The organism is Kribbella sp. NPDC023972 (genome assembly GCF_040639075.1).
In the GTDB taxonomy this organism is placed as follows: domain Bacteria; phylum Actinomycetota; class Actinomycetes; order Propionibacteriales; family Kribbellaceae; genus Kribbella.
This window is the reverse complement of sequence record NZ_JBEZZH010000001.1, coordinates 1,554,766-1,575,823: the sequence shown is the minus strand read 5'-3', so window position 1 is coordinate 1,575,823 and position 21,058 is coordinate 1,554,766. Positions and strand designations below refer to the sequence as shown.

Annotated in this window: 19 protein-coding genes; 10 read left to right on the top strand and 9 right to left on the bottom strand. The window is 68.9% G+C overall.

Annotated features, from left to right (window positions below):
* Nucleotides 1-31: 31 nt before the first annotated feature.
* From AB0F43_RS07420 to gndA, 3 genes are all read right to left on the bottom strand, one after another.
* Entirely contained in the window at nucleotides 32-568 is a 537-nt protein-coding gene (locus AB0F43_RS07420) for a DUF6817 domain-containing protein (protein ID WP_360471951.1), read from the bottom strand.
* A 769-nt stretch (nucleotides 569-1,337) separates the two neighbouring features.
* Nucleotides 1,338-1,799 (bottom strand): DUF6319 family protein, encoded by a 462-nt coding sequence (locus tag AB0F43_RS07415; RefSeq protein WP_360471950.1) that lies wholly within the window; start codon nucleotides 1,797-1,799, stop codon nucleotides 1,338-1,340.
* 348 nt (nucleotides 1,800-2,147) lie between these two features.
* Nucleotides 2,148-3,587 (bottom strand): NADP-dependent phosphogluconate dehydrogenase, encoded by a 1,440-nt coding sequence (gene gndA / locus AB0F43_RS07410; RefSeq protein WP_360471947.1) that lies wholly within the window; start codon nucleotides 3,585-3,587, stop codon nucleotides 2,148-2,150.
* Between the two features lie 250 nt (nucleotides 3,588-3,837).
* Between gndA and AB0F43_RS07405 the strand changes: the two genes are divergently transcribed.
* From AB0F43_RS07405 to AB0F43_RS07395, 3 genes are read left to right on the top strand one after another with little or no spacing between them, the layout of a single operon-like run.
* A complete protein-coding gene (locus AB0F43_RS07405; RefSeq protein WP_360471944.1) occupies nucleotides 3,838-4,374 on the top strand; it encodes an isochorismatase family protein in 537 nt (178 codons plus the stop codon).
* 45 nt (nucleotides 4,375-4,419) lie between these two features.
* Entirely contained in the window at nucleotides 4,420-5,727 is a 1,308-nt protein-coding gene (locus AB0F43_RS07400; RefSeq protein WP_360471941.1) for a cytochrome P450, read from the top strand.
* A complete protein-coding gene (locus AB0F43_RS07395) occupies nucleotides 5,727-6,104 on the top strand; it encodes a VOC family protein (protein WP_360471938.1) in 378 nt (125 codons plus the stop codon). Before AB0F43_RS07400 ends, AB0F43_RS07395 begins: the two co-directional genes overlap by 1 nt.
* Nucleotides 6,105-6,149: 45 nt before the next feature.
* On the opposite strand, the gene AB0F43_RS07390 is transcribed toward AB0F43_RS07395, so the two are convergent.
* Genes AB0F43_RS07390 through tyrS form a run of 3 tightly spaced genes read right to left on the bottom strand, consistent with a single transcriptional unit; the run spans nucleotide 6,150 to nucleotide 9,404 of the window.
* Nucleotides 6,150-6,974, bottom strand: a complete 825-nt coding sequence (locus tag AB0F43_RS07390; RefSeq protein ID WP_360471935.1) for an NAD(P)H-binding protein — start codon at nucleotides 6,972-6,974, stop codon at nucleotides 6,150-6,152.
* On the bottom strand, nucleotides 6,974-8,158 hold the full coding sequence (locus tag AB0F43_RS07385) for an aminoglycoside phosphotransferase family protein (RefSeq protein ID WP_360471933.1): 1,185 nt from the start codon (nucleotides 8,156-8,158) through the stop codon (nucleotides 6,974-6,976). The genes AB0F43_RS07390 and AB0F43_RS07385 overlap by 1 nt, the downstream gene beginning before the upstream one ends.
* 43 nt (nucleotides 8,159-8,201) lie before the next feature.
* The gene (gene tyrS, locus AB0F43_RS07380) at nucleotides 8,202-9,404 is read right to left on the bottom strand and encodes a tyrosine--tRNA ligase (protein ID WP_360471931.1); all 1,203 of its coding nucleotides are present in this window, start codon (nucleotides 9,402-9,404) and stop codon (nucleotides 8,202-8,204) included.
* Between the two features lie 221 nt (nucleotides 9,405-9,625).
* On the opposite strand from tyrS, the gene idi reads away from it, so the two are divergent.
* Entirely contained in the window at nucleotides 9,626-10,186 is a 561-nt protein-coding gene (gene idi, locus AB0F43_RS07375) for an isopentenyl-diphosphate Delta-isomerase (protein WP_360471928.1), read from the top strand.
* Here idi and AB0F43_RS07370 read toward each other — a convergent pair.
* The 3 genes from AB0F43_RS07370 to AB0F43_RS07360 are packed head-to-tail and all read right to left on the bottom strand — an operon-like array spanning nucleotide 10,181 to nucleotide 13,324.
* Nucleotides 10,181-11,176 carry a 2-dehydropantoate 2-reductase gene (locus AB0F43_RS07370; protein WP_360471925.1) on the bottom strand — a complete coding sequence of 332 codons (996 nt, stop codon included), beginning with the start codon at nucleotides 11,174-11,176 and terminating at the stop codon, nucleotides 10,181-10,183. The genes idi and AB0F43_RS07370 overlap by 6 nt on opposite strands.
* Nucleotides 11,177-11,197: 21 nt before the next feature.
* Nucleotides 11,198-12,637, bottom strand: a complete 1,440-nt coding sequence (locus tag AB0F43_RS07365; protein WP_360471922.1) for a HAMP domain-containing sensor histidine kinase — start codon at nucleotides 12,635-12,637, stop codon at nucleotides 11,198-11,200.
* Between the two features lie 3 nt (nucleotides 12,638-12,640).
* Nucleotides 12,641-13,324 (bottom strand): response regulator transcription factor, encoded by a 684-nt coding sequence (locus AB0F43_RS07360; protein WP_360471919.1) that lies wholly within the window; start codon nucleotides 13,322-13,324, stop codon nucleotides 12,641-12,643.
* A 165-nt stretch (nucleotides 13,325-13,489) separates the two neighbouring features.
* Between AB0F43_RS07360 and AB0F43_RS07355 the strand changes: the two genes are divergently transcribed.
* The 6 genes from AB0F43_RS07355 to AB0F43_RS07330 all read left to right on the top strand — a co-directional run bounded on the left by AB0F43_RS07355 (nucleotide 13,490) and on the right by AB0F43_RS07330 (nucleotide 21,051).
* The gene (locus tag AB0F43_RS07355) at nucleotides 13,490-15,283 is read left to right on the top strand and encodes an ABC transporter substrate-binding protein (RefSeq protein WP_360471916.1); all 1,794 of its coding nucleotides are present in this window, start codon (nucleotides 13,490-13,492) and stop codon (nucleotides 15,281-15,283) included.
* A gap of 5 nt (nucleotides 15,284-15,288) precedes the next feature.
* Nucleotides 15,289-16,269 (top strand): ABC transporter ATP-binding protein, encoded by a 981-nt coding sequence (locus AB0F43_RS07350; RefSeq protein ID WP_360471913.1) that lies wholly within the window; start codon nucleotides 15,289-15,291, stop codon nucleotides 16,267-16,269.
* A gap of 76 nt (nucleotides 16,270-16,345) precedes the next feature.
* Nucleotides 16,346-17,359: an oligopeptide/dipeptide ABC transporter ATP-binding protein gene (locus AB0F43_RS07345; protein ID WP_360471910.1), complete on the top strand. Its 1,014-nt coding sequence runs from the start codon at nucleotides 16,346-16,348 to the stop codon at nucleotides 17,357-17,359.
* A 17-nt stretch (nucleotides 17,360-17,376) separates the two neighbouring features.
* Complete coding sequence (locus AB0F43_RS07340) at nucleotides 17,377-18,282, top strand: ABC transporter permease (protein ID WP_360471908.1); 906 nt, start codon at nucleotides 17,377-17,379, stop codon at nucleotides 18,280-18,282.
* Nucleotides 18,283-18,284: 2 nt separating this feature from the next.
* Nucleotides 18,285-19,244, top strand: coding sequence for an ABC transporter permease (locus tag AB0F43_RS07335; RefSeq protein ID WP_360471905.1), 960 nt, complete (start codon nucleotides 18,285-18,287; stop codon nucleotides 19,242-19,244).
* Nucleotides 19,245-19,452: 208 nt separating this feature from the next.
* A complete protein-coding gene (locus tag AB0F43_RS07330) occupies nucleotides 19,453-21,051 on the top strand; it encodes an ABC-F family ATP-binding cassette domain-containing protein (RefSeq protein WP_360471902.1) in 1,599 nt (532 codons plus the stop codon).
* Nucleotides 21,052-21,058: the final 7 nt, after the last annotated feature.

The following is a 21,058-nucleotide window of genomic DNA, read 5'->3' as shown; positions in this document are numbered from 1 at the left end:
GGAGGCTGGAGCTGGGTGGTGGAGGAGGCCGCTAGAGCTGGAGGATTCGGGTGGCCTCGGCCAGGACGGCGGGGGAGGCGAGGGATTGCCAGCGGGGGATTTGGTCCTGGAGGAAGGGGCGGAGTTTGGGGGCGAGGGCGGGGGCGTGGTCCAGGACGTCGAGCTCGTTGACGATGGTGAGGTCGATGAAGTCGCGGAGGTCGGCCACGGACAGCTCCTCGGAGGTACCGGTGAAGCGGTCGGTGACGGTGTGGTGTTCGGCGAGGTCGCGCCAGGTGGTTTCGCGTTCGCAGGAGCCGTAGCGGTAGACGATCTGCTCGGCCTCGGGTCCGATGACGGCTTCCAGGACCGGACGTTCCTGCTGCCAGTCGAACAGGTGGGTGGGGAACCCATCGGTTCCGTACGCCGCGTGCGCGAGGCCGGCCAGGACCACGGTGTCGGACGCGCCGAGCGTGGTCAGGCGTTTGGCGACGCGGTGGAGATGGACGTACAGGCTTCCGCCCGCGTGCTCGAGCTCGTCGGCGCCGCGCACCAGCAGCAGCGATCCCAGGTCCTGAAATGCGCTCATCTGACCCCTTCATCCGGAGTGGCCAGGGCCCAGCAGGGACGGCCCAGGCAATCACGGTAAGGCTTCACTCACCACCACGCCCAGACATCCGGCGCGGCGTCTTCGTCACATTTCCCTCCGCTCCCGGCGGTGCCGTTCCCGCTCGCGGTCGTGCCGCTGCAGAGCAGTCGCTGCCGGACCGGTCGCTGCCGCTGCCGGATCCTGAGCAGAACCGGTTCGTCCCGCGGTCTGTGGGTTCGGCTGGAAGACCCCGGCCGTTCCGTCGCAGCCGTCGCTGTCGGAGCTGGCGGCCAACGGTGTGGTGTGGCCCGGGGGCGGCGGGAGTCGGCAGCTGACGATTGTTGCCATCAGCTACCTCGGCCGGGGTGTCACTGCTGCTGAGGTGGCTGACGTTTGGTGCTTCCCACCCTCGTGCGGGAGGTGCGCACGGAATCCGTCGCAGCGGACGGGTGGAAAGCACCAAACGTCAGCAGTCGTGGTGGGGCACGCCCGTCTCGACCGCCGGATACGCGGCCGGGCAAGCCCTCCAAGCGCCAGGCAGATGGCTGTCGCGCCAGGGTGTGTACCTCTGCGGGCACCAATCGTGGCGCAGCCCGACAACCCCAGTCGCTCGATCGTCGTGCAGGCCCACAGCCGCCTCGTTGTCGTACGCCAACAGCCGTTGTGCGGGCCAACTGTCAGCCAGTGACGAGCCGTCGTGGTGGCCGACCGGGGTGGGTTGGTGGCTGGTGGGGGGTGCTGGTGGGGCTAAGCCTCAGGGTGTGGGGCGCTAGTCCGCCAGGTCGGCTAGGGCTTTGCGGGCGGCTTCGAGCTCGGCTTCCAGGGCGGCTACCTTGGCGGCTTGCTGTTCGCGGGCGGCTTCGATGACCTCGTCGATGGGGGTGGAGAGGTCTTCGTGGAGCTCCTTGGCGGCGCGGGAGACGGCGGCGGCTGCGACGGCGAGGTTGCGGGCCAGGTAGGTGCTGCCCTGCTTGAGCTCGGCGTGCCACTCGCCGTCCGCAGTGCCGGTGACGGTCAGCGTCAGCTCCAGGGTCTTGGTCTTCTTGCCGGCCGCCTTCTTTGCCGTGGCCTTCTTTGGCTTCTCGGCGACCGGGGCTGCGTCGGTCGTCGGAGCTGCGTCCATGGCCGGGGCGTCCGTCGGAGCGTCTGTCGCGGTGGACGTCAGGGCGACGGTATCGGGTGTGTCGGCGACGTCAGACGGCGCTTCTACTGCCAGAGTGTCTACAGTCATCGTTGCGGCGATCTCCTTCTGAACATCGCCCGCAGTGAGCGGGCTGGCGCTGAGCGTCTATTAGAACATATGTTCGACACCCAGGCCAATTCAGCCCCATCTGCAACAACCATCACTCCTGTGCTTCACGCTCACTACCGGGGCATGGCTCGCCGGAGGCGGCTGCGGTGGGTGAGGGGCGGCGCGTGCCTGAGGGCCCGGCGCGGAGATGGCGGGGCCCGGGTGCGGGTCTGTGTCGGGGGCGCGCAGGCGGTTTGGCGCGGATGAGGGGCGGCCGCAAAGGAACAGCCGGACCCGGTGGAACCGGGTCCGGCTGAAAACCAAGCTAAAAGCCGGCTTGGGCCAGGGTCAGGCCTCGGATTCGGAGCGGTCGCCGGACCATTCGAGGTGGTAGGTGCCTTCGCGGTCGGTGCGGCGGTAGGTGTGGGCGCCGAAGAGGTCGCGGAGGCCTTGGATCAGGGCCGCGGGGAGGCGTTCGGCGCGGAGGCCGTCGTAGTACGACAAGGAGGCCGAGAAGCCGGGCGCCGGTACGCCGACTGCCGCCGCGGTGGCCACCACGCGGCGCCAGGCCTCCTGGCCGTTCGCGATGGCTTCCTTGAAGTAGTCGTCGACGAGCAGTGAGGGGAGGTCCGGGTTCCGGTCGTACGCCTCCTTGATGCGGTCCAGGAAGCGGGCCCGGATGATGCATCCGCCACGCCAGATCGTCGCCATCGCGCCCAGGTCGATGTCCCACTCGTACTGCTCGCTCGCCGCCCGGATCGCGTCGAAGCCCTGTGCGTACGCGACCAGCTTCGACGCGTACAGCGCGTGCCGCACGTCCTCGACGAACGCGTCCCGGTCCACATCCGCCTTCGCGTCGGCCGGCCCTGGCAGCACTCCGGCCGCGGCAGTACGCCGTACGACGTCACCCGACAGGGATCGGGCGAAGACGGCCTCGGCCATGCCGCTGACCGGGATGCCGAGGTCGAGTGCGGACTGCACGGTCCAGCGACCGGTGCCCTTCTGCTCCGCCTGGTCCAGTACGACGTCCACGAACGGACCGCCCGTGGTCGGGTCGACCTGGCTGAGCACCTCCGCGGTGATCTCGATCAGGAACGACTCGAGGTCGCCGCTGTTCCACTCCCGGAACACGTCGGCCAGCTCGGCCGGGGAGAGTCCGAGGACGTGCCGGAGCAGGTCGTACGCCTCCGCGATCAGCTGCATGTCGGCGTACTCGATGCCGTTGTGCAGCATCTTGACGAAGTGGCCGGCGCCGTCCGGGCCGACGTGCACGCAGCAGGGCTCGCCGTTCACGTGTGCGGAGATCTTGGTCAGCATCGGCTCGAGGGCCGCGTACGACTCGGGGGAGCCGCCGGGCATGATGCTCGGGCCGTTCAGTGCGCCCTCCTCGCCGCCGGACACGCCGCTGCCGACGAAGTGCAGACCCTTCTCGCGCAGTGCGGTCTCCCGCCGCCGGGTGTCGGCGAAGTGCGCGTTGCCGGCGTCGACGACGATGTCGCCTTCGTCCAGCAGTGGCACCAGTTCGTCGATGACCGCGTCGGTCGGCTCGCCCGCCTTGACCATGATGATGATCTTCCGCGGCTGTTCCAGCGACTCGACCAGGGCGGGCAGGTCGGCGGCGGGGACGAACTCACCCTCGTGGCCGAACTCCTTGATCAGGGCGTCGGTGCGGCCCTGCGACCGGTTGTGGACGGCGACGCGGAACCCGTTGCGCGCCAGGTTCCGGGCCAGGTTGCGGCCCATCACCGCGAGGCCGGTGACGGCGATCTGGGCTGGAGCAGAACTCATCGAATCTCCCGCTGGTCAGTGTGGTGTCGAGACCCAGTCTGTCGCGCGCGGCAAGCATCACGACGAGTGGGGCCAACCCCTGGACCGCCGCTGCGCACGCACGCACGAATCAACAGCCGCCGCGCAGGAGGTAAACGGTTCCGAACTCCTTTCGAGTGCAGGCTGGACGACAACTATGCCGGTAAAGAATCCGCCGCCAGCGGGTACCGGCCTCGGCTTCGTGGAACTGGTCCTCAACTAGGGTCGGGGTATGACCGAGCTCAGACTGGATCCCCGGCATACCGCGCTGGTTCTGATCGACCTGATGCCCCGGATCGTGGCGCTGGAGACGGCGCCACTGACCGGGCCGGAAGTGCTGGAGCGGTGTGTCGCGCTGGCGAAGGCGACACGGTCGGTGGGCGGGTTGGTCGTGAACGTGCGGGTCGAACGGCCGGGGGTCGAGCTGCAGCCGGAGGGCAGCGGGTTCGCGCCCGGTGCACAGCCGGAGCCGGGAGATCTGGAGATCGTCAAGCGGACGATCGGCGCCTTCGGCCGGACCGAGCTGGACCGCGAGTTGCAGACGCGCGGGATCGAGACCGTCGCGCTGGCCGGGATCGCGACCAACTTCGGCGTCGAGTCCACCGGCCGCGCCGCCGACGACCTCGGCTACGACGCCGTCTACATCACGGATGCGATGACCGGGCTGGACGGTCGCGCCCACGAGTTCGCCGTGTCCTCGATCTTCCCGCGGCTCGGGACCACCTGCTCGGGCACGGAGTACGTCGCGGCACTGAGCCCTTCGAGCTGACCACGCCGCTGGTTTGTGGGCAGCCGCCCCGGGCACCGGGCAGGCATGCTCCCCACCGCGACGTTTCCTGACGCCGCCCTGGCGATCCGCGACGTACTGCTCCCGATCGTCGCGCAGGGCGCGATCCTCCGGCGGCCGGCAGCAGCCAGAGCAGCCGAGCTGCTGCACGCGGACGACCACGCGCTCCACCGAGTGCGGGTCCTGCGGGAAAAGTACGGCGAGGGCCCGCTGCTGATCCGCCTCCCGGGCCGGACCATCGCGCTCGTCATGGATCCGGAACACGTCCATCGCATCCTCCGGGAGACACCAGATCCGTTCTCCGCGGCAACCGGTGACAAGGTCGGCGCGCTGAATCACTTCCAGCCGCACGCCGTCCTGGCCACCGAGCCGCCGTTGCGCGGACCCCGGCGCGAGCTGAACGAGGAAGCCCTCGACTCCCACCACCCCGTCCATCGCTCCGCCGAGTCGATGATCGCGGCCGTCACCCAAGAGCTCCACCTCGAAGGCACGCTGGGCTGGACCGACTTCCGCGAGATCTGGTCGCGGATCGTCCGCCGCATCGTGCTCGGTGACAAGGCTCGCGACGACACCGAGCTCACCGCGCTGCTCGACGTACTGCGCTCGAACGCCAACTGGGCCGCCATGCGTCCACGCAACCGCAAGGCGCAAGACCTGCTCGACCGAAGACTCACGGAGTACGTCGAGCACGCCGCGCCCGGAAGCCTCGTCGAAGCCCTGATGCTGAGCACCATCAAGCGAGACAGTCGCGCGATCGAGCCCGGGGCGGGGCTCGATCCGGCCGGTCAGGTCCCGCACTGGTTGTTCGCCTTCGACTCGGCCGGCATCGCGCTCTGGCGGCTCCTCGCCGTACTCGCCACCAGGCGCGAAGTCGCCGAGCGAGTCGCCCAGGATGAGTCGCCGCTGCGGGCGTACGCCGGTGGTGCCGTCCAGGAATCGGTGCGGTTGTGGCCGACGACGCTCGTCGTACTGCGGGAGGCTCGCACCGAGACGCGATGGGACGCCGGTACGGCGCCGGCCGGGACCGAGTTCGCGATCGTGAGCTCGGTGTTCCACCGCGACGACGAGGTGCTGGACTTCGCGAACGACTTCGTCCCGGAGATCTGGCTGGACGGGCGGTCGGACGGGCCTTGGCCGCTGATCCCGTTCAGCGAAGGTCCGGCGGTGTGTCCTGGCCGGAATGTCGTACTGCTGACCGTCAGCGCGGCGGCTCATCACCTTGTGTCGCAGTACGACCTCGACCTGGATCCGCACACTCGCGACAAGCTCACCAAAGGCCCGCTCCCTGCCACGTTCGACCACACCGCGCCCAGGATGGGTTTCTGGAGGAAGTGATGATCGGTGACCTGCGACTGGCGACGATCGTCGTCAACGCGCTCGACATGAACCGCGCCGCGGAGTTCTGGTCGCGCGTGCTTGGGTACGAGCGCAAGGACCGGGTCGGTCCGGGCGACCAGTTCACCAAGCTGACGGATCCGGACGGCAGCGGTCCGTCGGTGCTGATCCAGCGCACCCAGCACATCCCGTCGGAGCCGGCGCCGGTGCACATCGATCTCTACACCAGCAAGCGTGACGAGCACATCGACCGGATCGTCGCCCTCGGCGCGACCCGCGTCGACGACTGGACGTACCCCGACGAGCACGACTTCATCGTCCTGCGCGACACCGAGGGCAACGAGTTCTGCGTCATCCAGGTCGACGACCCGGCCTGACCCGACCGGGCAAACCCTTCGCAACCTGACGAGCTCAGCAGCGAACTAGGCGAAGAGCGCGGCGTTCTCGGATGTCCACTCCGGCAAGGTGCGAGCCGGGTGGCCGGTGACCTTCTCGACGGTGTCGTTGACCGAGGTCTCGTCGATGATGCCGTCCCCGAAGAAGCTCTCGATCGCCTCGGCGTACTGCGGTGGCATCGTCGCGTGCAACTCCGCGTGTGCCTCGGCCCGCGTCATCGGGTACACCGTCAACGGCCGGCCGATCGCCTGGCCGAGGATCTCGACCTGCTGTGGTGGAGTCAGCGCGACCGGGCCGGTGAGCCGGTGGATCACGCCGGCGTGATCCTCGGTGAACGCGCGCACCGCGACCTCGGCGATGTCGAGCGGGTGGATCGTCGAGATAGGTACGTCGGGAAACTGCACGCGGACCACATCACCCGCACGCAGCTGATCGAGCCAGCGCAGCGTGTTCGACATGAAGGAGTTCGGCCGCAGGAACGTCCAGTCGAGACCGGACGCTTTCACGGCCTCCTCGGCCGCGTGGTGATACGCGGCGATCGCGTTCCCGGTGTCCGCGCTGTCCAGCGAGCTGCTCGACAACAGCACGACCTTGCGAACCCCCGCGCGGACGGCGTTGTCCAGCAACTCCTCGACCCGGTCGTACCCGCTCAGCAGGAAGATGCCGGACACCCCCGGCAACGCGTCGGCGAACGACTCCGGCCGATTGAGATCGCCGTACACCGCGGAGATCCCGCCGGGCAGCTCGATGTCCTTGCGCACCAGCGCCCGGCCCGCGATTCCCGCGGCGGCCAACGCCTGCACGACCGCGCCGCCCGCGTTCCCACTGGCACCCGTCACCAGAACTGTCATCAGTTTCCTCCGCGTAGAGCCAGGACCGCCGCTCGGAGTTCCGAGGCCGGGTCATCCTCGTGATAGATGCGTTCGGCGGGCTCGATGTTATCGAGGAACCGCTGATACATGGCCGCGTAGATCAGGCGAGCCAGTACGGCCATCGGGGCCAGAGCACGCAGGGGGTCAGCAGCCGGGCGGTATGCCTTCCATGCGCTGGTCCAGACCTCGAGGGCATGGTCGCGCTCAGCTGCTGGCAGCCAGCCGACCAGACGCTGGATGTCCGTCGCCGGGTGCCCGATGAAGGTGTCGGCCCAGTCCACGATCGCGCGTGTGGTCCCGTCCGAGCGCCAGTTGCCCGGATGAAAGTCGCCATGCACGAGGGAGATCGGCAACCCGGCCGTCTCCAGGTCGGCGACGATCGACGGGAGTTCGGTCAGCAACTGCTCGACCTCAGAGCGATCGCTGCCGGGCAGCGGTACGACGCGAAGCAGCCGTTCGATCTCCGCCGGCAACGAGTCCGGCACGAGCCGTGGTGCGAGCAGTTCGTCGACCGAATCCGCGAGGCGAGCCTGCACCGCGACCCACCGGCTCACGACGTCCTCGACCGTGGCCCGGTCCGGTTCCCAGCAGTCGACGCCCGGTGCGTGGGCGAGCAACGACCAGCGATGCTCCGCCGATTGGCCGAGTACGGCCGGCGCGAGCGTCTCGTCGTACCGCCGCACCTGCTCGATGATGTCCGCGTCCATACTGCAGAAGCGGCTCGTCGCCTTCGCCCACGCGCCCGGGAATCGCATCAGGCAGGAGAGATTCCACGTTTTCACCTGAACGGGATCGACCGGCCCGAGGATCGATCGCGCCCACTCCACCATTCGCTCCGGACCGCCCACCTCGGCCCAGGGCGCCCGGAGCGGATGTGGCGCGACGATCTCGTCCCATCCGTCGTACGGCGTCACGTCCAGGACGCCGGCTCGCGGTTCGCCCATCGCTTGCACGTGGTAGACCGTCCGCCCGCCACGACCGAGCTCAGCCTCGTCCGCATGCACCAGGCGCAGCACGAAGGTTCGCACGCCGAGCAACTCCTCCAGCCGGCGCGTAACCCCCTCGACCTCCGACCACCAAGGCGGCCCCACATCGAACGTAGGGGCGCGGCCCACATACCGCGTCCCCACACTCACCAACGCCTCGACAGTCTTCAGCTCCACCCACACAGTCTGACCAGCCACCCAGCACCGCGTCTCCCAGTTTTCACGCTCGCCGGATGCGGTGCCAGGTACGGCGGCCCGACTTGAGCAGTACGTCGGGATCCACCGACACGGCCTGGTCCGGGTCGTCCGCGCGGGTGCCGTCGACAGTCACCGCGCCCGCGCGGATCAGCCGGCGGAGCTCGGACTTGCTGTCGGTCGGCCGGGCAACCTGCAGCAACTCGAGGATCGTCGCAGCCGGCGAACCCACCACGACGTCCGGGATGTCGGTCGGCTGCCGGCCTTCGGAGAACGTGTGGTTGAACGCCTCGAGCTCGCTGCGGGCGGTGCCGGCGCCGTGGTAGCGGGTGACGACGGCCGCGGCCAACCGGAGCTTGGCGTCGCGGGCCTGCGGGCCGCCCACGGCCGCGGACGCGCCGAGGGCGGCGACGGTGTCGAGGGGCAGTTCGGTGTAGACGCGGGCGTAGATCTCCACCAGCGAGTCGGGGATGCTCATCAATTTGCCGAACTTGTCCCGCGGGGTGTCCGTGAGCGCGATGTAGTTGTTCAGCGATTTCGACTGCTTCGCCCGCCCGTCGATGCCCGGCGTGATCGTGGTCGTGATGACCGCCTGCGGTGGCGCGCCGAGCCGTTGCTGGAGGTGCCGGCCGAGCTGTTCGTTGAAGAGCTGATCCGAGCCCACGATGGTGAGGTCGCTGCGCATCGCGAAGCTGTCGTATCCCTGCAGCACCGGGTACACCAGTTCGTGCACCGCGATCTCCCGCCCGGCCGCGACCCGCTCACGGAACATGTCCCGCGCCATCAACTGCGCGTGCGTGACCTGGCCGAACAGACTCAGCAGCTCCGCCACCCGCATCCCGTCGTACCACTCGGAGTTCCGCCGGACCTCGAACACCGCGGGATCGGTGCGGAGCACGAGCGAGACCTGCTCGAGGAAGGACTGCGCGTTCGCCTCGATCTCCGCCGCGGACAGCAGCGGCCTGGTCTCGGACCGGCCGGTCGGGTCGCCGACGCGCGTGGTGAGGTCGCCGAGCAGGAACACGACCTGATGGCCGAGATCCTGCAGTTGCCGCATCATCCACAGGTTGACCGCGTGCCCGAGGTGCAGGTCGGGCGCGGTGCAGTCGACGCCGTACTTGATCCGCAGCGGCCGGCCGGACGCCAGCCGTTCGAGTAGCTCGCTCTCGCCGACGATGGTGTCGGTGGTGCGGCGTAGCCGGTCGACCACCGCACTTGGTTCGGTCATGGGGTTCCTCTCAGGACAGGAGGCACCCAAGCAGAGGCCTCCGGCAACGGAAAGAGGCAGGAACCGGACGGTTCCTGCCTCGGAGGCTCTGGGTGGAGCGAGTTGTGGGTACTACCGAACGCCGGCCCCTCCCAGAGCCGGTCGATACGCCACGCCTCGCTTGATCACGCCAACAGGTTAGCAGGCCAGGCCCAGCCAGGTATCGGGTTAGGCTCCAGGGTGTGACGGAGGAGCGGGTAGTACTGCTGGACGAGGCCGGCCGGGCAATCGGGACCGAGGCCAAAGCGACGGTCCACCACGCCTCGACCCCGTTGCACCTGGCGTTCTCCAGCTATGTGGTCGACGAGGCCGGTCGGGTGCTGGTCACGCAACGCGCCTTCGGCAAGCCGACCTGGCCCGGCGCCTGGACAAATAGTTGCTGTGGGCATCCACTTCCCGGTGAGCCGGCGGCGGACGCGGTACGACGCCGCCTCGCCGACGAGCTCGGGATCGTCGCGGACGGGGTCGACCTGGTGCTGCCCGCGTTCCGCTACCGCGCGGAGATGCCGACCGGCGTGGTCGAGAACGAGCTCTGTCCCGTCTACCGAGTCACCTGGACCGGCGACCCCACACCGAATCCGGCGGAAGTAGCGTCGTACCGCTGGGTCGACTGGCCGATCAGCATGCCGGAGCTGTCCCCGTGGTGCGTCCTGCAACTGGACGAACTCGCCCGCCTCGGCCCGGATCCCCGCAGTTGGCCGATCGCCGACCCGGCGGCCCTCCCGCCGGCCGCGCGTTTATGACAGCTCGCGGAGCAGGTCTTGGCCCGACCACGGGCGGCGGTTGACCTCGGCTGCGCGGATCAACGCGACGAGCTTGGCGTTGACCGGGGCGGAGCGGCTGAGGGATTCGGCCAGGCGGACGACCTCGCCGTTGAGGTAGTCGATCTCGGTGGGGCGGCCGGCCTCGAGGTCTTCCCACATGGAGGTCCGCGCCAGCGGGTCGATGGCGAGCATCTTCGCGGCCAGGCGGCGGAACAGGAAGTCGGGCAGGCGAAGGATCGCCGGGAAACGGTGCATCGGGACCGGCAGGAGCTTGGCCGGTTCGATGCCGGCGGCGTCGAGGAGCGCGAGCGTCTCGGCCTGGGCCGCGGCCAGGCAGCGGCGATACGAACGCTGGGACAGCTCGTCCCGCAACGGTACGTCGGACAGCGCGTTGATCGGATTGTTCAGGTTCAGCAGGAGTTTCGCCCACTGCACCGGCAGGATGTCGTCGTGCTGGGTCAGCGGCAACCCGGCCCGGCTGAAGGCATCGACGTACGCCGCCAGCCCCGGGTGACGCTGGACGTCGAGGCCGCCCTCGGTGCCCTGATGGAAGACACCGCCGCCACGGTTCAGCACGTTGAACGGGACCATCCCGGTCACCACGACCTGGTCCGTCAGCCGCTCCCGCAGGAGCTCTCCGTTGCGTACGCCGTTCTGGAAGCTGACGACGATCGCACCAGGTTTCAGGACCTCGGCCAGCTCACCGGCCGCGCTCTCCGTCGCCGCCGACTTCACCGTCACCAGCACCAGATCGGCTTCCGCCGCCGCGCCCGGTGACGTCTCGTACCGTAGGTCCGCCGCGGTCACCCTGAGATCCGCACCGAGATAGTCCGTCAGCCGCAATCCGTGCGCGGCCAACTCGTCGGCCATCCGCTGCCGTCCGACAAAGGTGACCGGAGTCCCCGTCGCGAGCAACCGTCCGCCGACATAGCACCCGATCCCACCCGCGCCGTACACCACGATCCGCACCGCCACACCGTACCGAAGAACTCAGGTTGTTTTGGCCGGAAGCTCGATGATGAAGCGGGCTCCGCCGCTCGGGCGGTCGGTGACACGGATGGTGCCGTGGTGCCACTGGACATGGCGGGCGACGATGGCCAGTCCCAAGCCGACACCGCGGCTGGTGTTACTGGTCTCGCCGCGGCCGAAGCGTTCGAAGATCCGGTCCCGGTCGGCTTCGGCGATACCGGGACCGGCGTCGTCGACCGTGATGACGACGCCGAGGCCGCCGGCCTCGACAGTGACGCCTTTGCAGCCGCCGGCGTGGTCCTCGGCGTTCTCGACCAGGTTGGCGATGACTCGCTCCAGCCTGCGCTTGTCCGCCTGCAAGGTCAGCCCCTCGGCCTCCCGCGCGACCGTGGTCACGTCCCGCCCGGCGGTCGCGTTCGCGGCGGCGCGAACGAGATCGGCGATTCGGACGATCTCCCGGCTGCCCTGGTCACCGCCGTCGTCGCGGGAGATCTCCAGCAGGTCGATCACCAGCCGGCGGAAGCGCTCGAGGTCGTCACCGAGGAGCTCGACCGGCTCGCGGACGGACCCCGGCAGCTCGGCGCGATGGTTCTGGATCAGCTGCATCGAGTTCAGCATCGTCATCAGCGGCGTCCGCAGCTCGTGGCTGACGTCTCCGGCGAACCGCGCGTCCGCCGCCACCCGCCGCTCCAGGTCGGCCGCGGTCTGGTTGAACGACCGCGCCAGGCCGCCCAGGTCGCGGTCGTCCTCGGCCTGCAACCGTGCATCCAGCTGGCCGCGGGCCACTGCGTCCGCAACCCGCGTCAGCGCGGCCAGCGGGCGCAGCGCCAGCGTGCTCGCGAGCCGTCCGACCGCCAGACCGATCAGCGCGGTCGCGATCGCCGCCGCGAACAGCGTGATCTTCAACGTCCGCAGCGTGTCGTCCAGGCTCTCCAGCGGATGCCACTCGAAGAACATCTCGCCCGGCCCCCTCATCGGTACGCCGACCGCGAGGACCGGCTGACCACCGACCGTGATGCGGCGCTGCGCCGTACTGCCGCTGCGGACCGTTTCGATCAGATCGGCGGGGAGGTCGGACGGCTTTCCGGTCAAGGAGTACCACTGGCCGTCGTAGTACGCCATCGAGGACGCCGAATCGGTGGACGGCAGGCTGCTCAGCAGATCGATCACCTTGACATCAGGCTTGAGGGTCGGTCTGCCACACTCGACCTGCTCCCGGGCGGGCCGGCAGGGCTGCGGCGGGCCGAACAGTCCGTACTGGAAGGCCGCCGCGTTGTCGGCCGTCTCCACTCGCGCGGATGACTGGCGCTGCTCGGTGAGGTACTCCGAGACCACACTCCAGGTGACCAGCGCGAGCAGCGTGGACAGTCCGAGCGCGAGCAAACCATAGGCCAGCATCACCCGCCCGCGCAGGCTGAGCCCGATCCGTTGCCGCCCCCACCGCGCCAGCCGTCCCCGCACCGGTCAGCTCACCAGTCGATAGCCCAGGCCGCGAGCGGTGACCAGATGCGTCGGGCTGGCCGGGTCGTGCTCGATCTTCAGCCGTAGCCGGCGGATGTGGACGTCGACGATCCGGCTGTCCCCGAAGTACCCGTAGCCCCACACCTTCGACAGCAACTGCTCCCGGCTCAGCACCTTGCCCTCGGCTCCGGCCAGCTCGGCGAGCAGCTTGAACTCGGTGCGGGTCAACGGCAGCACGGTGCCGTCGCGGGTCACCTCGGCGCCCGGCACGTCGATCCGCAGGTCCCCGACCGCGAGCAGCTCCGCCTGCCGTGCGTTGGCCGGCTCGACCCGCCGCAGCAGCGCCCGGATCCGGGCCGAGAGCTCCTTGGCCACCAGCGGCTTGGTGACGTAGTCGTCCGCGCCCGCCTCCAGCCCGGCGACCACGTCGTGGCTGTCGGTCCGCGCGGTCACCATGATGACCGGTACGTCGCTGGTCCGCCGGATCTCGCGGCAGACGGTGAACCCGTCGCGGTCCGGCAGCATCAAGTCCAGCAGGACCACGTCCGGCGGCTCCCGGCGCAGCGTGGCCAGTGCGTCGTACCCGTTGGCCGCCTCGGCGACCTGGTAGCCCTCGTCCTCCAGGGCGAGCCGCAGCACCCGCCGGATCCGCGGCTCGTCATCGACCAACAGCAAGCTGTGTGCCACCGGTCCAGTGTGGCCTACCGGAGGCGCAACCGCCGGTGACGTCTGTCATGACTTCGTCATCTTCGCGCGGGCGCACGGTGACAAGGGTTTGACGCTTCTGTGACCAGCCTTCCGACCGGCCGCACCGGTCCTAATTTCGGCCTTATCGAGTCCTGAGGAGGACCAATGGCCAGAAGACGGCTGGCGGCAGTATCCCTTGCCGCCGTGGCGACGCTCGCGCTCGCCGCATGCAGCAGTGGTGGCGGATCACCTTCCGGATCCGGAAGTACCGAGGCCGCCCCGGTCACCGGCGGCACCCTGAACATGCTCGGGGCGGGTGATGTCGACTACATGGATCCCAATATCAGCTACTACTCAGTCGGCTACCTGAACCTGCGGATGTGGAGCCGCCAGCTGTTCACCTACCCGGCCGAGCCGGGCGGCGAGAACACCAAGCCGGTGGCCGATCTCGCCACCGAGATCCCGACCCGGGACAACGGCGGGATCAGCGCCGACGGGAAGACGTACACGATCAAGATCCGGCCCGGCGCGCAGTGGAACACCTCCCCGGCCCGCCAGGTGACCGCGGCCGACATGGTCCGCGGGGTGAAGCGGACCGCGAACCCGGTCCAGCCGTTCGGCGGCATCCCCGACTTCGCCAACCTGATCGTCGGCTACAAGGCGTTCGCCGACGGCTTCGCCAAGGTGGACAAGACACCGGCCGCGATCCAGGCGTACGTCGACAAGACGCCGCTGCCCGGTGTGGTCGCCAAGGACCAGACCACGGTCGTGTTCCACCTCACCCAGCCGGCCACGTACTTCGTCGACATGCTCACCCTGCCGGCCTTCTCACCGGCCCCGGCCGAGGTGCTCAAGTACCTGCCGGCCAGCACCGAGCTGGGCAACAACTTCCCGTCCGACGGCCCGTACAAGGTCGACTCGTGGGTGCCGACCAAGTCGATCTCGTACTCGCGCAACCCGGCCTGGAACGCCTCCACCGACCCGGTTCGCAAGGCGTACGTCGACAAGATCGTGGTGAACGAGACGGTCAGCCAGGACTCGGTCCAGCAGCAGCTGCAGACCGGCACACCGGCCGCCGACCTCGAGTTCGACGTCGGCCCGCCGCCGTCCCAGCTGCCCGCGCTGATCGCGAAGAAGGACCCGAACCTGAACCTCGGCCCGACCGCGTCCAGCAACCCGTACGTCGTCTACAACACCGCCTCGCCGAACAACAACAAGGCGCTGGCGAACCCGAAGGTGCGCCAGGCGATCAGCTACGCGATCAACCGCGATCACGTCCTGCAGGTGCTGGGCGGCCCGACGGTGAACCCACCGCTGACCCACGTGCTGCCGGACAACATCCTCGGCTCGAAGCAGATCGACCCGTACCCGTACGACGTGGACAAGGCCAAGCAACTGCTGGCCGAGGCCGGCTACCCGCACCTGACGCTGAAGTTCCTGTACCGCAACGCGTCCGAGGGCGGCAGCAAAGCGTTCCAGACGATCCAGCAGGACCTGTCCAAGGCCGGCATCACGGTGGTCGGCGTACCGTCGCCGAACGCGGACTTCTACGTGAAGTACCTGCAGGTGCCGAGTGTCGCCCGGCGCGGGGTGTGGGACCTGTCGCTGGCCGGCTGGGGTGCGGACTGGTACGGCAACGCGGCGCTGTCGTTCTTCAACCCGCTGTTCTCCGGTGCGCCGTCGTACCCGCCGATCGGCAGCAACTTCGGCCTCTACAACAACCCGGCCGCCAACGCGCTGATCGATCAGGCCGCGAAGGCGACCACCGAGGACCAGGCGGCCGACCTGTGGGCGAAGGCCGACGCACAGGTGATGGCCGACGCGCCGTTCTTCCCGCTCACCAACCCGAAGAACGCGAACTACCACGCACCGCAGGTGAACAACGCGGTCTATGTGCCGTCGCTGCAGATGTTCGACCCGACGAACGTGTGGCTCGCCAAGGACAAGCAGGGCGGCTAACCCCCATGACACTGCTAGAGGTAAGGGACCTGAGGGTCTCCTTCGACACCCCGGACGGCATCGTCCGCGCCGTCCGGGGGCTGTCGTTCGACGTGGAGGCCGGGCAGACGCTGGCGGTGGTCGGCGAGTCCGGCTCGGGCAAGAGCGTCGCCACCCAGACCATCACCGGCCTGACCCGCGGTGCCCAGGTCTCCGGTACGGCGTACTTCGACGGAACCGACCTGATCAGTGCCGACCCGGCCACCCTGCGGCGGTTGCGCGGGGACCGGATCGGGATGATCTTCCAGGACCCGTTGTCCAGCCTGCATCCGCAGTACCGGATCGGCTGGCAGATCGTGGAGATGATCCGGGCCCACGACCGGGTCATCAGCAAGGCGGCGGCCCGGCAACGTGCCGCCGACCTGCTCACCCTGGTCGGCATCCCGCGCGCGGCCGAGCGGATCGACGACTACCCGCACCAGTTCTCCGGCGGGATGCGGCAACGGGTGATGATCGCGATGGCGATGGCACTCGACCCGGCGCTGCTGATCGCCGACGAGCCGACGACCGCGCTGGACGTGACCGTCCAGGCCCAGGTGCTGAACGTGATGCGCCGGCTGCAGGAGCAGTTCGGCACGGCGATCATCCTGATCACCCACGACCTCGGGGTGGTGGCGGAGATGGCCGACGACGTGGTGGTGATGTACGCCGGCTCGGTGATGGAACGGGCACCGCGGCGCGACATCTTCTACCGCAACCATCACCCTTACACCCAGGGCCTGCTGGCCTCCCTGCCGGCGCGCGGCGGCGAACGGCTGACCCCGATCCCGGGCAGTCCGCCGAGCCTGATCCGCCTGCCGGCCGGCTGCCCGTTCGCGTCCCGCTGCCCGCATGTGTTCGACAAGTGCCGCACCGAGGCGCCACCCCTGACCGACGTCGGCGGCGACCCCCGGCACCAGTCCGCCTGCTGGCTACCCCACGACGTTAGCGAGGCGATCGCGTCATGAACGAGCGAAGCGAGTTCATCATCAAGCCCAGCACGCTCGGAGCCTCATCCGCGCCCGGAGCGAAGCGAGGACGTGGATGAGTAACGTACTGCTGAAAGTGGAGGACGTCCGGAAGGAGTTTCCGACTCATTCACGGGAGGTCGTTCGGGCGGTCGACGGGGTCTCGCTCGAAGTACGCAAGGGTGAGACGCTCGGGCTGGTCGGGGAGACCGGGTGTGGCAAGTCGACCCTGGCCCGTTGCATGGCGCACTTGTACGACGTGACGTCCGGGTCGGTGTGGTTCGACGGTACCGAGATCAGCAGGTTGTCCCGGAAGGCGATGCGGCCGATCCGCCGCGAGGTCCAGGTGATCTTCCAGGACCCGTACGGCTCGCTGAACCCGCGCCGCCGGGTCGGCTCGATCATCGGCGACCCGTTCAGCATCCACGGCATCGCGTCCGGCCCGGAACGGAAGAAGAAGGTCCAGGAGCTGATGGAGCTGGTCGGGCTGAACCCCGAGCACTACAACAGGTTCCCGGCCGAGTTCTCCGGCGGGCAGCGGCAGCGGATCGGGGTCGCCCGGGCGCTCGCGCTGCGGCCGAAACTGGTGATCTGCGACGAGCCGGTGTCGGCACTCGACGTGTCGATCCAGGCGCAGATCATCAACCTGCTGGCAGATCTGCAGCGCGAGTTCGACCTGACCTACGTGTTCATCTCGCACGACCTGTCCGTGGTCCGGCACGTGAGCGACCGGATCGCGGTGATGTACCTCGGGAAGATCGCGGAGCTGGCACCCACCGGCGAGTTGTTCGGGCAGACCCGGCATCCCTACACCCGGGCCTTGCTGTCCGCGCTACCGGTGGCGGACCCGGACACGGCCGACAGCCGTGAGCAGATCATTCTCGGCGGCGACATCCCGTCCGCGACGAACCCGCCGGCCGGGTGCCGGTTCCACACCCGGTGCCCGAAGGCCCGCGCCGACTGCACGACGACCGAGCCGCCGCTGGTCGCCGTACTGGAAGACGGCGCTGAACACCGCACGTCGTGCCTCCATCCACTGATAATCGGCGAAGACCTCTCGACCGCCGTACCCAACTTGAAGGCATCATGACCACCGCGTTGGAGCTGGTGGACCCTACGATTGAGGCGCCGGCGATCGAGGGGCGGAGCCCGTTCGTGCTGGCGTTGCGGCGCTTGCGCGGGGACAAGGTGGCGATGGTCTCGTTCGGCGTGATCGTGCTGATCGTGCTGATGGCGATCTTCGCGCCGCTGTTCGCCCACCTGACCGGGCATCCGCCGAACGAGCAGTACCGCGACATCGGGCTGACGCCGGACGGGTTGCCCCGCGGGCCGAACGGGACGTTCTGGCTGGGCACCGACGACCTGGGCCGCGACATCCTGGTGCGGATCGCGTACGGCGCTCGCGTGTCGTTGCTGGTCGGCGTCATCGCGACCGCGATCACCGTCGCGATCGGCGTCGTCCTCGGGCTGGCGGCCGGGTTCCTCGGCGGGATCGTCGACACCGTGCTCGCGCGGCTGATCGACGTCGTCCTGTCGGTGCCGTTCCTGCTGGTGGCGATCGCGCTGGTGTCGATCACCGGGCCGAGCCTGACCGTGACGGTGCTGGTGATCGGCTTCTTCAGCTGGGCGTCGGTGGCCCGGATCGTGCGCGGTCAGGTGCTGTCGCTGCGGGAGCGGGAGTTCGTCGAGGCGGCGCGGTCGCTCGGCGCCGGGGACACCCGGATCATGTTCGTCGACGTCCTGCCGAACGTGCTGGCGCCGGTGATCGTCTACACCACGCTGCTGATCCCGGTGGTGATCGTGACCCAGGCGACGCTGTCGTTCCTCGGGCTCGGGCTGCCGCCGCCGACCGCGGACTGGGGCGGGATGATCAGCGAGTCGCAGAACTACTACACGACCGCGTGGTGGTTCATCCTCTTCCCCGGCCTGGCGCTGCTGATCACGACACTGGCGTTCAACCTCTTCGGCGACGGCGTCCGGGACGCTTTCGACCCCCGCGCGGACCGGAGCTAGCGATGATTCTCTTTCTGATCCGCCGGATCGGCCACGGGATCCTGGTCCTCTGGCTCATCACGGTGGCCGTGTTCGCGCTGTTCTTCGTTGCTCCGAGCAACGTTGCGCAGACACTGGCCGGGCGGCAGGCGACACCGGAGACGATCGCGCTGATCAAGCACCGGCTCGGGCTGGACCTGCCGGTCTGGAAGCAGTACCTGCACTTCGTCGAGAACGCACTGCAGGGCAACCTCGGGTACGACTACTACCACCAGGTGCCGGTGACCACGATCATCGGACAGGCGTTGCCGATCACCATCTCGCTCGCCCTCGGCGCCGCCGTACTGTGGTTGCTGCTCGGGGTGTTCAACGGCGTGGTCTCGGCAGTGCGTCCGCGGTCGCTGGCCGATCGTGGGCTGACGCTGTTCTCGTTGTTCTTCTACTCGTTCCCGTCGTTCCTGCTCGGGTTGCTACTGCTGTACTTCCTGTACTTCCGGCTCACGCTGTCGGGTTTCGACTGGTTCCCGGCCGGCGGGTACTCGGCGCTGAGTGCGGGCGCCGGGCCGTGGTTCCAGCACCTGTTCCTGCCCTGGATCGCGCTCGCCTTGTTGCTGGCGGCCACTTACACGCGACTGACCCGCGGCTCGATGCTCGACGTCCTGGGTGAGGACTACATCCGTACGGCGCGGTCGAAGGGGATCCGGGAGAGCCGCGTCATCGTCCGCCACGGCCTGCGGAGTGCGATGACGCCGGTCGTCACCCAGTTCGGCATCGACCTTGGTCAGTTGATCGGCGGTGTGGTTGTCACCGAGACCGTCTTCAGCCTCCCCGGCCTGGGCAAGACCGCGGTCACCGCCATCAACCAGCAAGACCTGCCGGTCATCATCGGCATCGTCCTGTTCGCCTCGGCCGCGGTGGTCGTGGCCAACATCCTGGTCGACATCGCCTACGCCACCCTCGACCCCCGAGTCCGGCTCCACTGACCCGGCGGCACCGCCACCTTGAGAAGCCACCAACCATATTTCGGGCCGAAATCTGGTTGGTGGCTTCTCAAGGTGGGGTCGGCGATTAATGGGTTGGTGAGTTTCTGGGGTCGTTCTATCCTCGGCGCATGGCTACTTGCCTCTGTGTCTAGCTGCGGACCCGCTTCCACGCCAGAAGTGTGTCCACTAGCTATCACGGAGAGTAACCATGATCACCGTTCGCGGTGTAGATATTCGCGTCGGCGCCCACCTGCTGCTGTCCGACCTCACCTTTCACGTCAGCTCAGGCGACCGCGTCGGGCTGGTCGGCCGCAATGGTGCCGGCAAGACCACCTTGATGAAGACCCTGGCCGGTGAGGACCGCCCGGCCGTAGGTGACATCAGCGTGTCCGGCTCCGTCGGCTACCTGCCCCAGGACCCCCGCGCCGCCGACCCGAGTCTCACCGTCACCGCCCGGATCCTGTCCGCCCGCGGGCTGGACGTGGCCATCCGCAACCTGCGCAAGGCCGAGGCCGCGATGAGCACGGCCGTCGGCGAAGCACAGGAGCGCGCGATGGCGGCGTACGCCCGCGCCGAAGCTGAGTTCCAGGCCGGCGGTGGCTATGCGGCCGAGGCGGAGGCGGCCCGGCTCGCGGCCGGTGTCGGCCTGCCCAACCGCGCGCTCGAGCAGCCGGTCGGTGAGTTGTCCGGCGGTCAGCGGCGCCGGGTCGAGCTGGCCCGGATCCTGTTCGCGCAGCACGACACGTTGCTGCTCGACGAGCCGACCAACCACCTCGACGCGGACTCGGTCCAGTGGCTGCGCCAGTTCCTGCTCGGGTACCCGGGCGGCCTGATGGTCATCAGCCACGACCGCGAGTTGCTCGCGGCAACGGTCAACCGTGTGTTCCACCTGGATCCCCAACGGACCACGATCGACATCCACAACACCGGCTGGAAGAAGTACCTGGAACAGCTCGAGCTGGACGAACGCCGTCGTACCCGCGAACGCAACACCGCGGAGCGTAAGGCGGCGGTGCTGCACGCCCAGGCGGCGAAGATGCAGGCCGGCGCCACCACGGCGGTTGCCGCGCGCAACATGGCGCGGCGGGCGGACAAGCTGCTCGCGGACCTCGAACCGGTACGGCGTGCTGCCCGGGTGGCCCGGATCCGCCTGCCCGAGCCGGCGCCGTCGGGGAAGACACCGCTCAGCGCCACCGGCTTGAAGAAGGCGTACGGCGGCCTGCAGGTGCTGGACGGAGTCGACCTGGCCGTGGACCGGGGGAGCCGCGTCGTCATCCTCGGTCTGAACGGCGCGGGCAAGACCACGCTGCTCCGGCTGCTCGCGGGTCGTGAGGAGCCGGACGACGGGAAGGTCGTACACGGTCACGGGCTGCGGCTCGGGTACTTCGCGCAGGAGCACGACACGCTGGATCTGGCCGGCACCGTCCGGCAGAACCTGGCGTCGGTCGCGCCCGGACTGACCGACGGCGAGGTCCGGAACGTGCTCGGCTCGTTCCTGTTCAGTGGCGACGACGCGGAGAAGCCGGCGCACGTGCTGTCCGGCGGGGAGAAGACCCGCCTGGCGCTCGCGAGGCTGGTCCACTCCGGCGCCAACGTGCTGCTCCTGGACGAGCCGACCAACAACCTCGACCCGGCCTCCCGCGGCGAGGTGCTCGGCGCGGTCGGCAGCTATCCGGGCGCGATCGTCATGGTCACCCACGACGAGGGCGCGATCGAGGCGCTCCGCCCCGACCGGGTGCTGATCCTCCCGGACGCCACCGAGGATCTCTGGTCCGACGAGTACCTGGAGCTGGTCTCCCTCGCCTGAGCCCGGA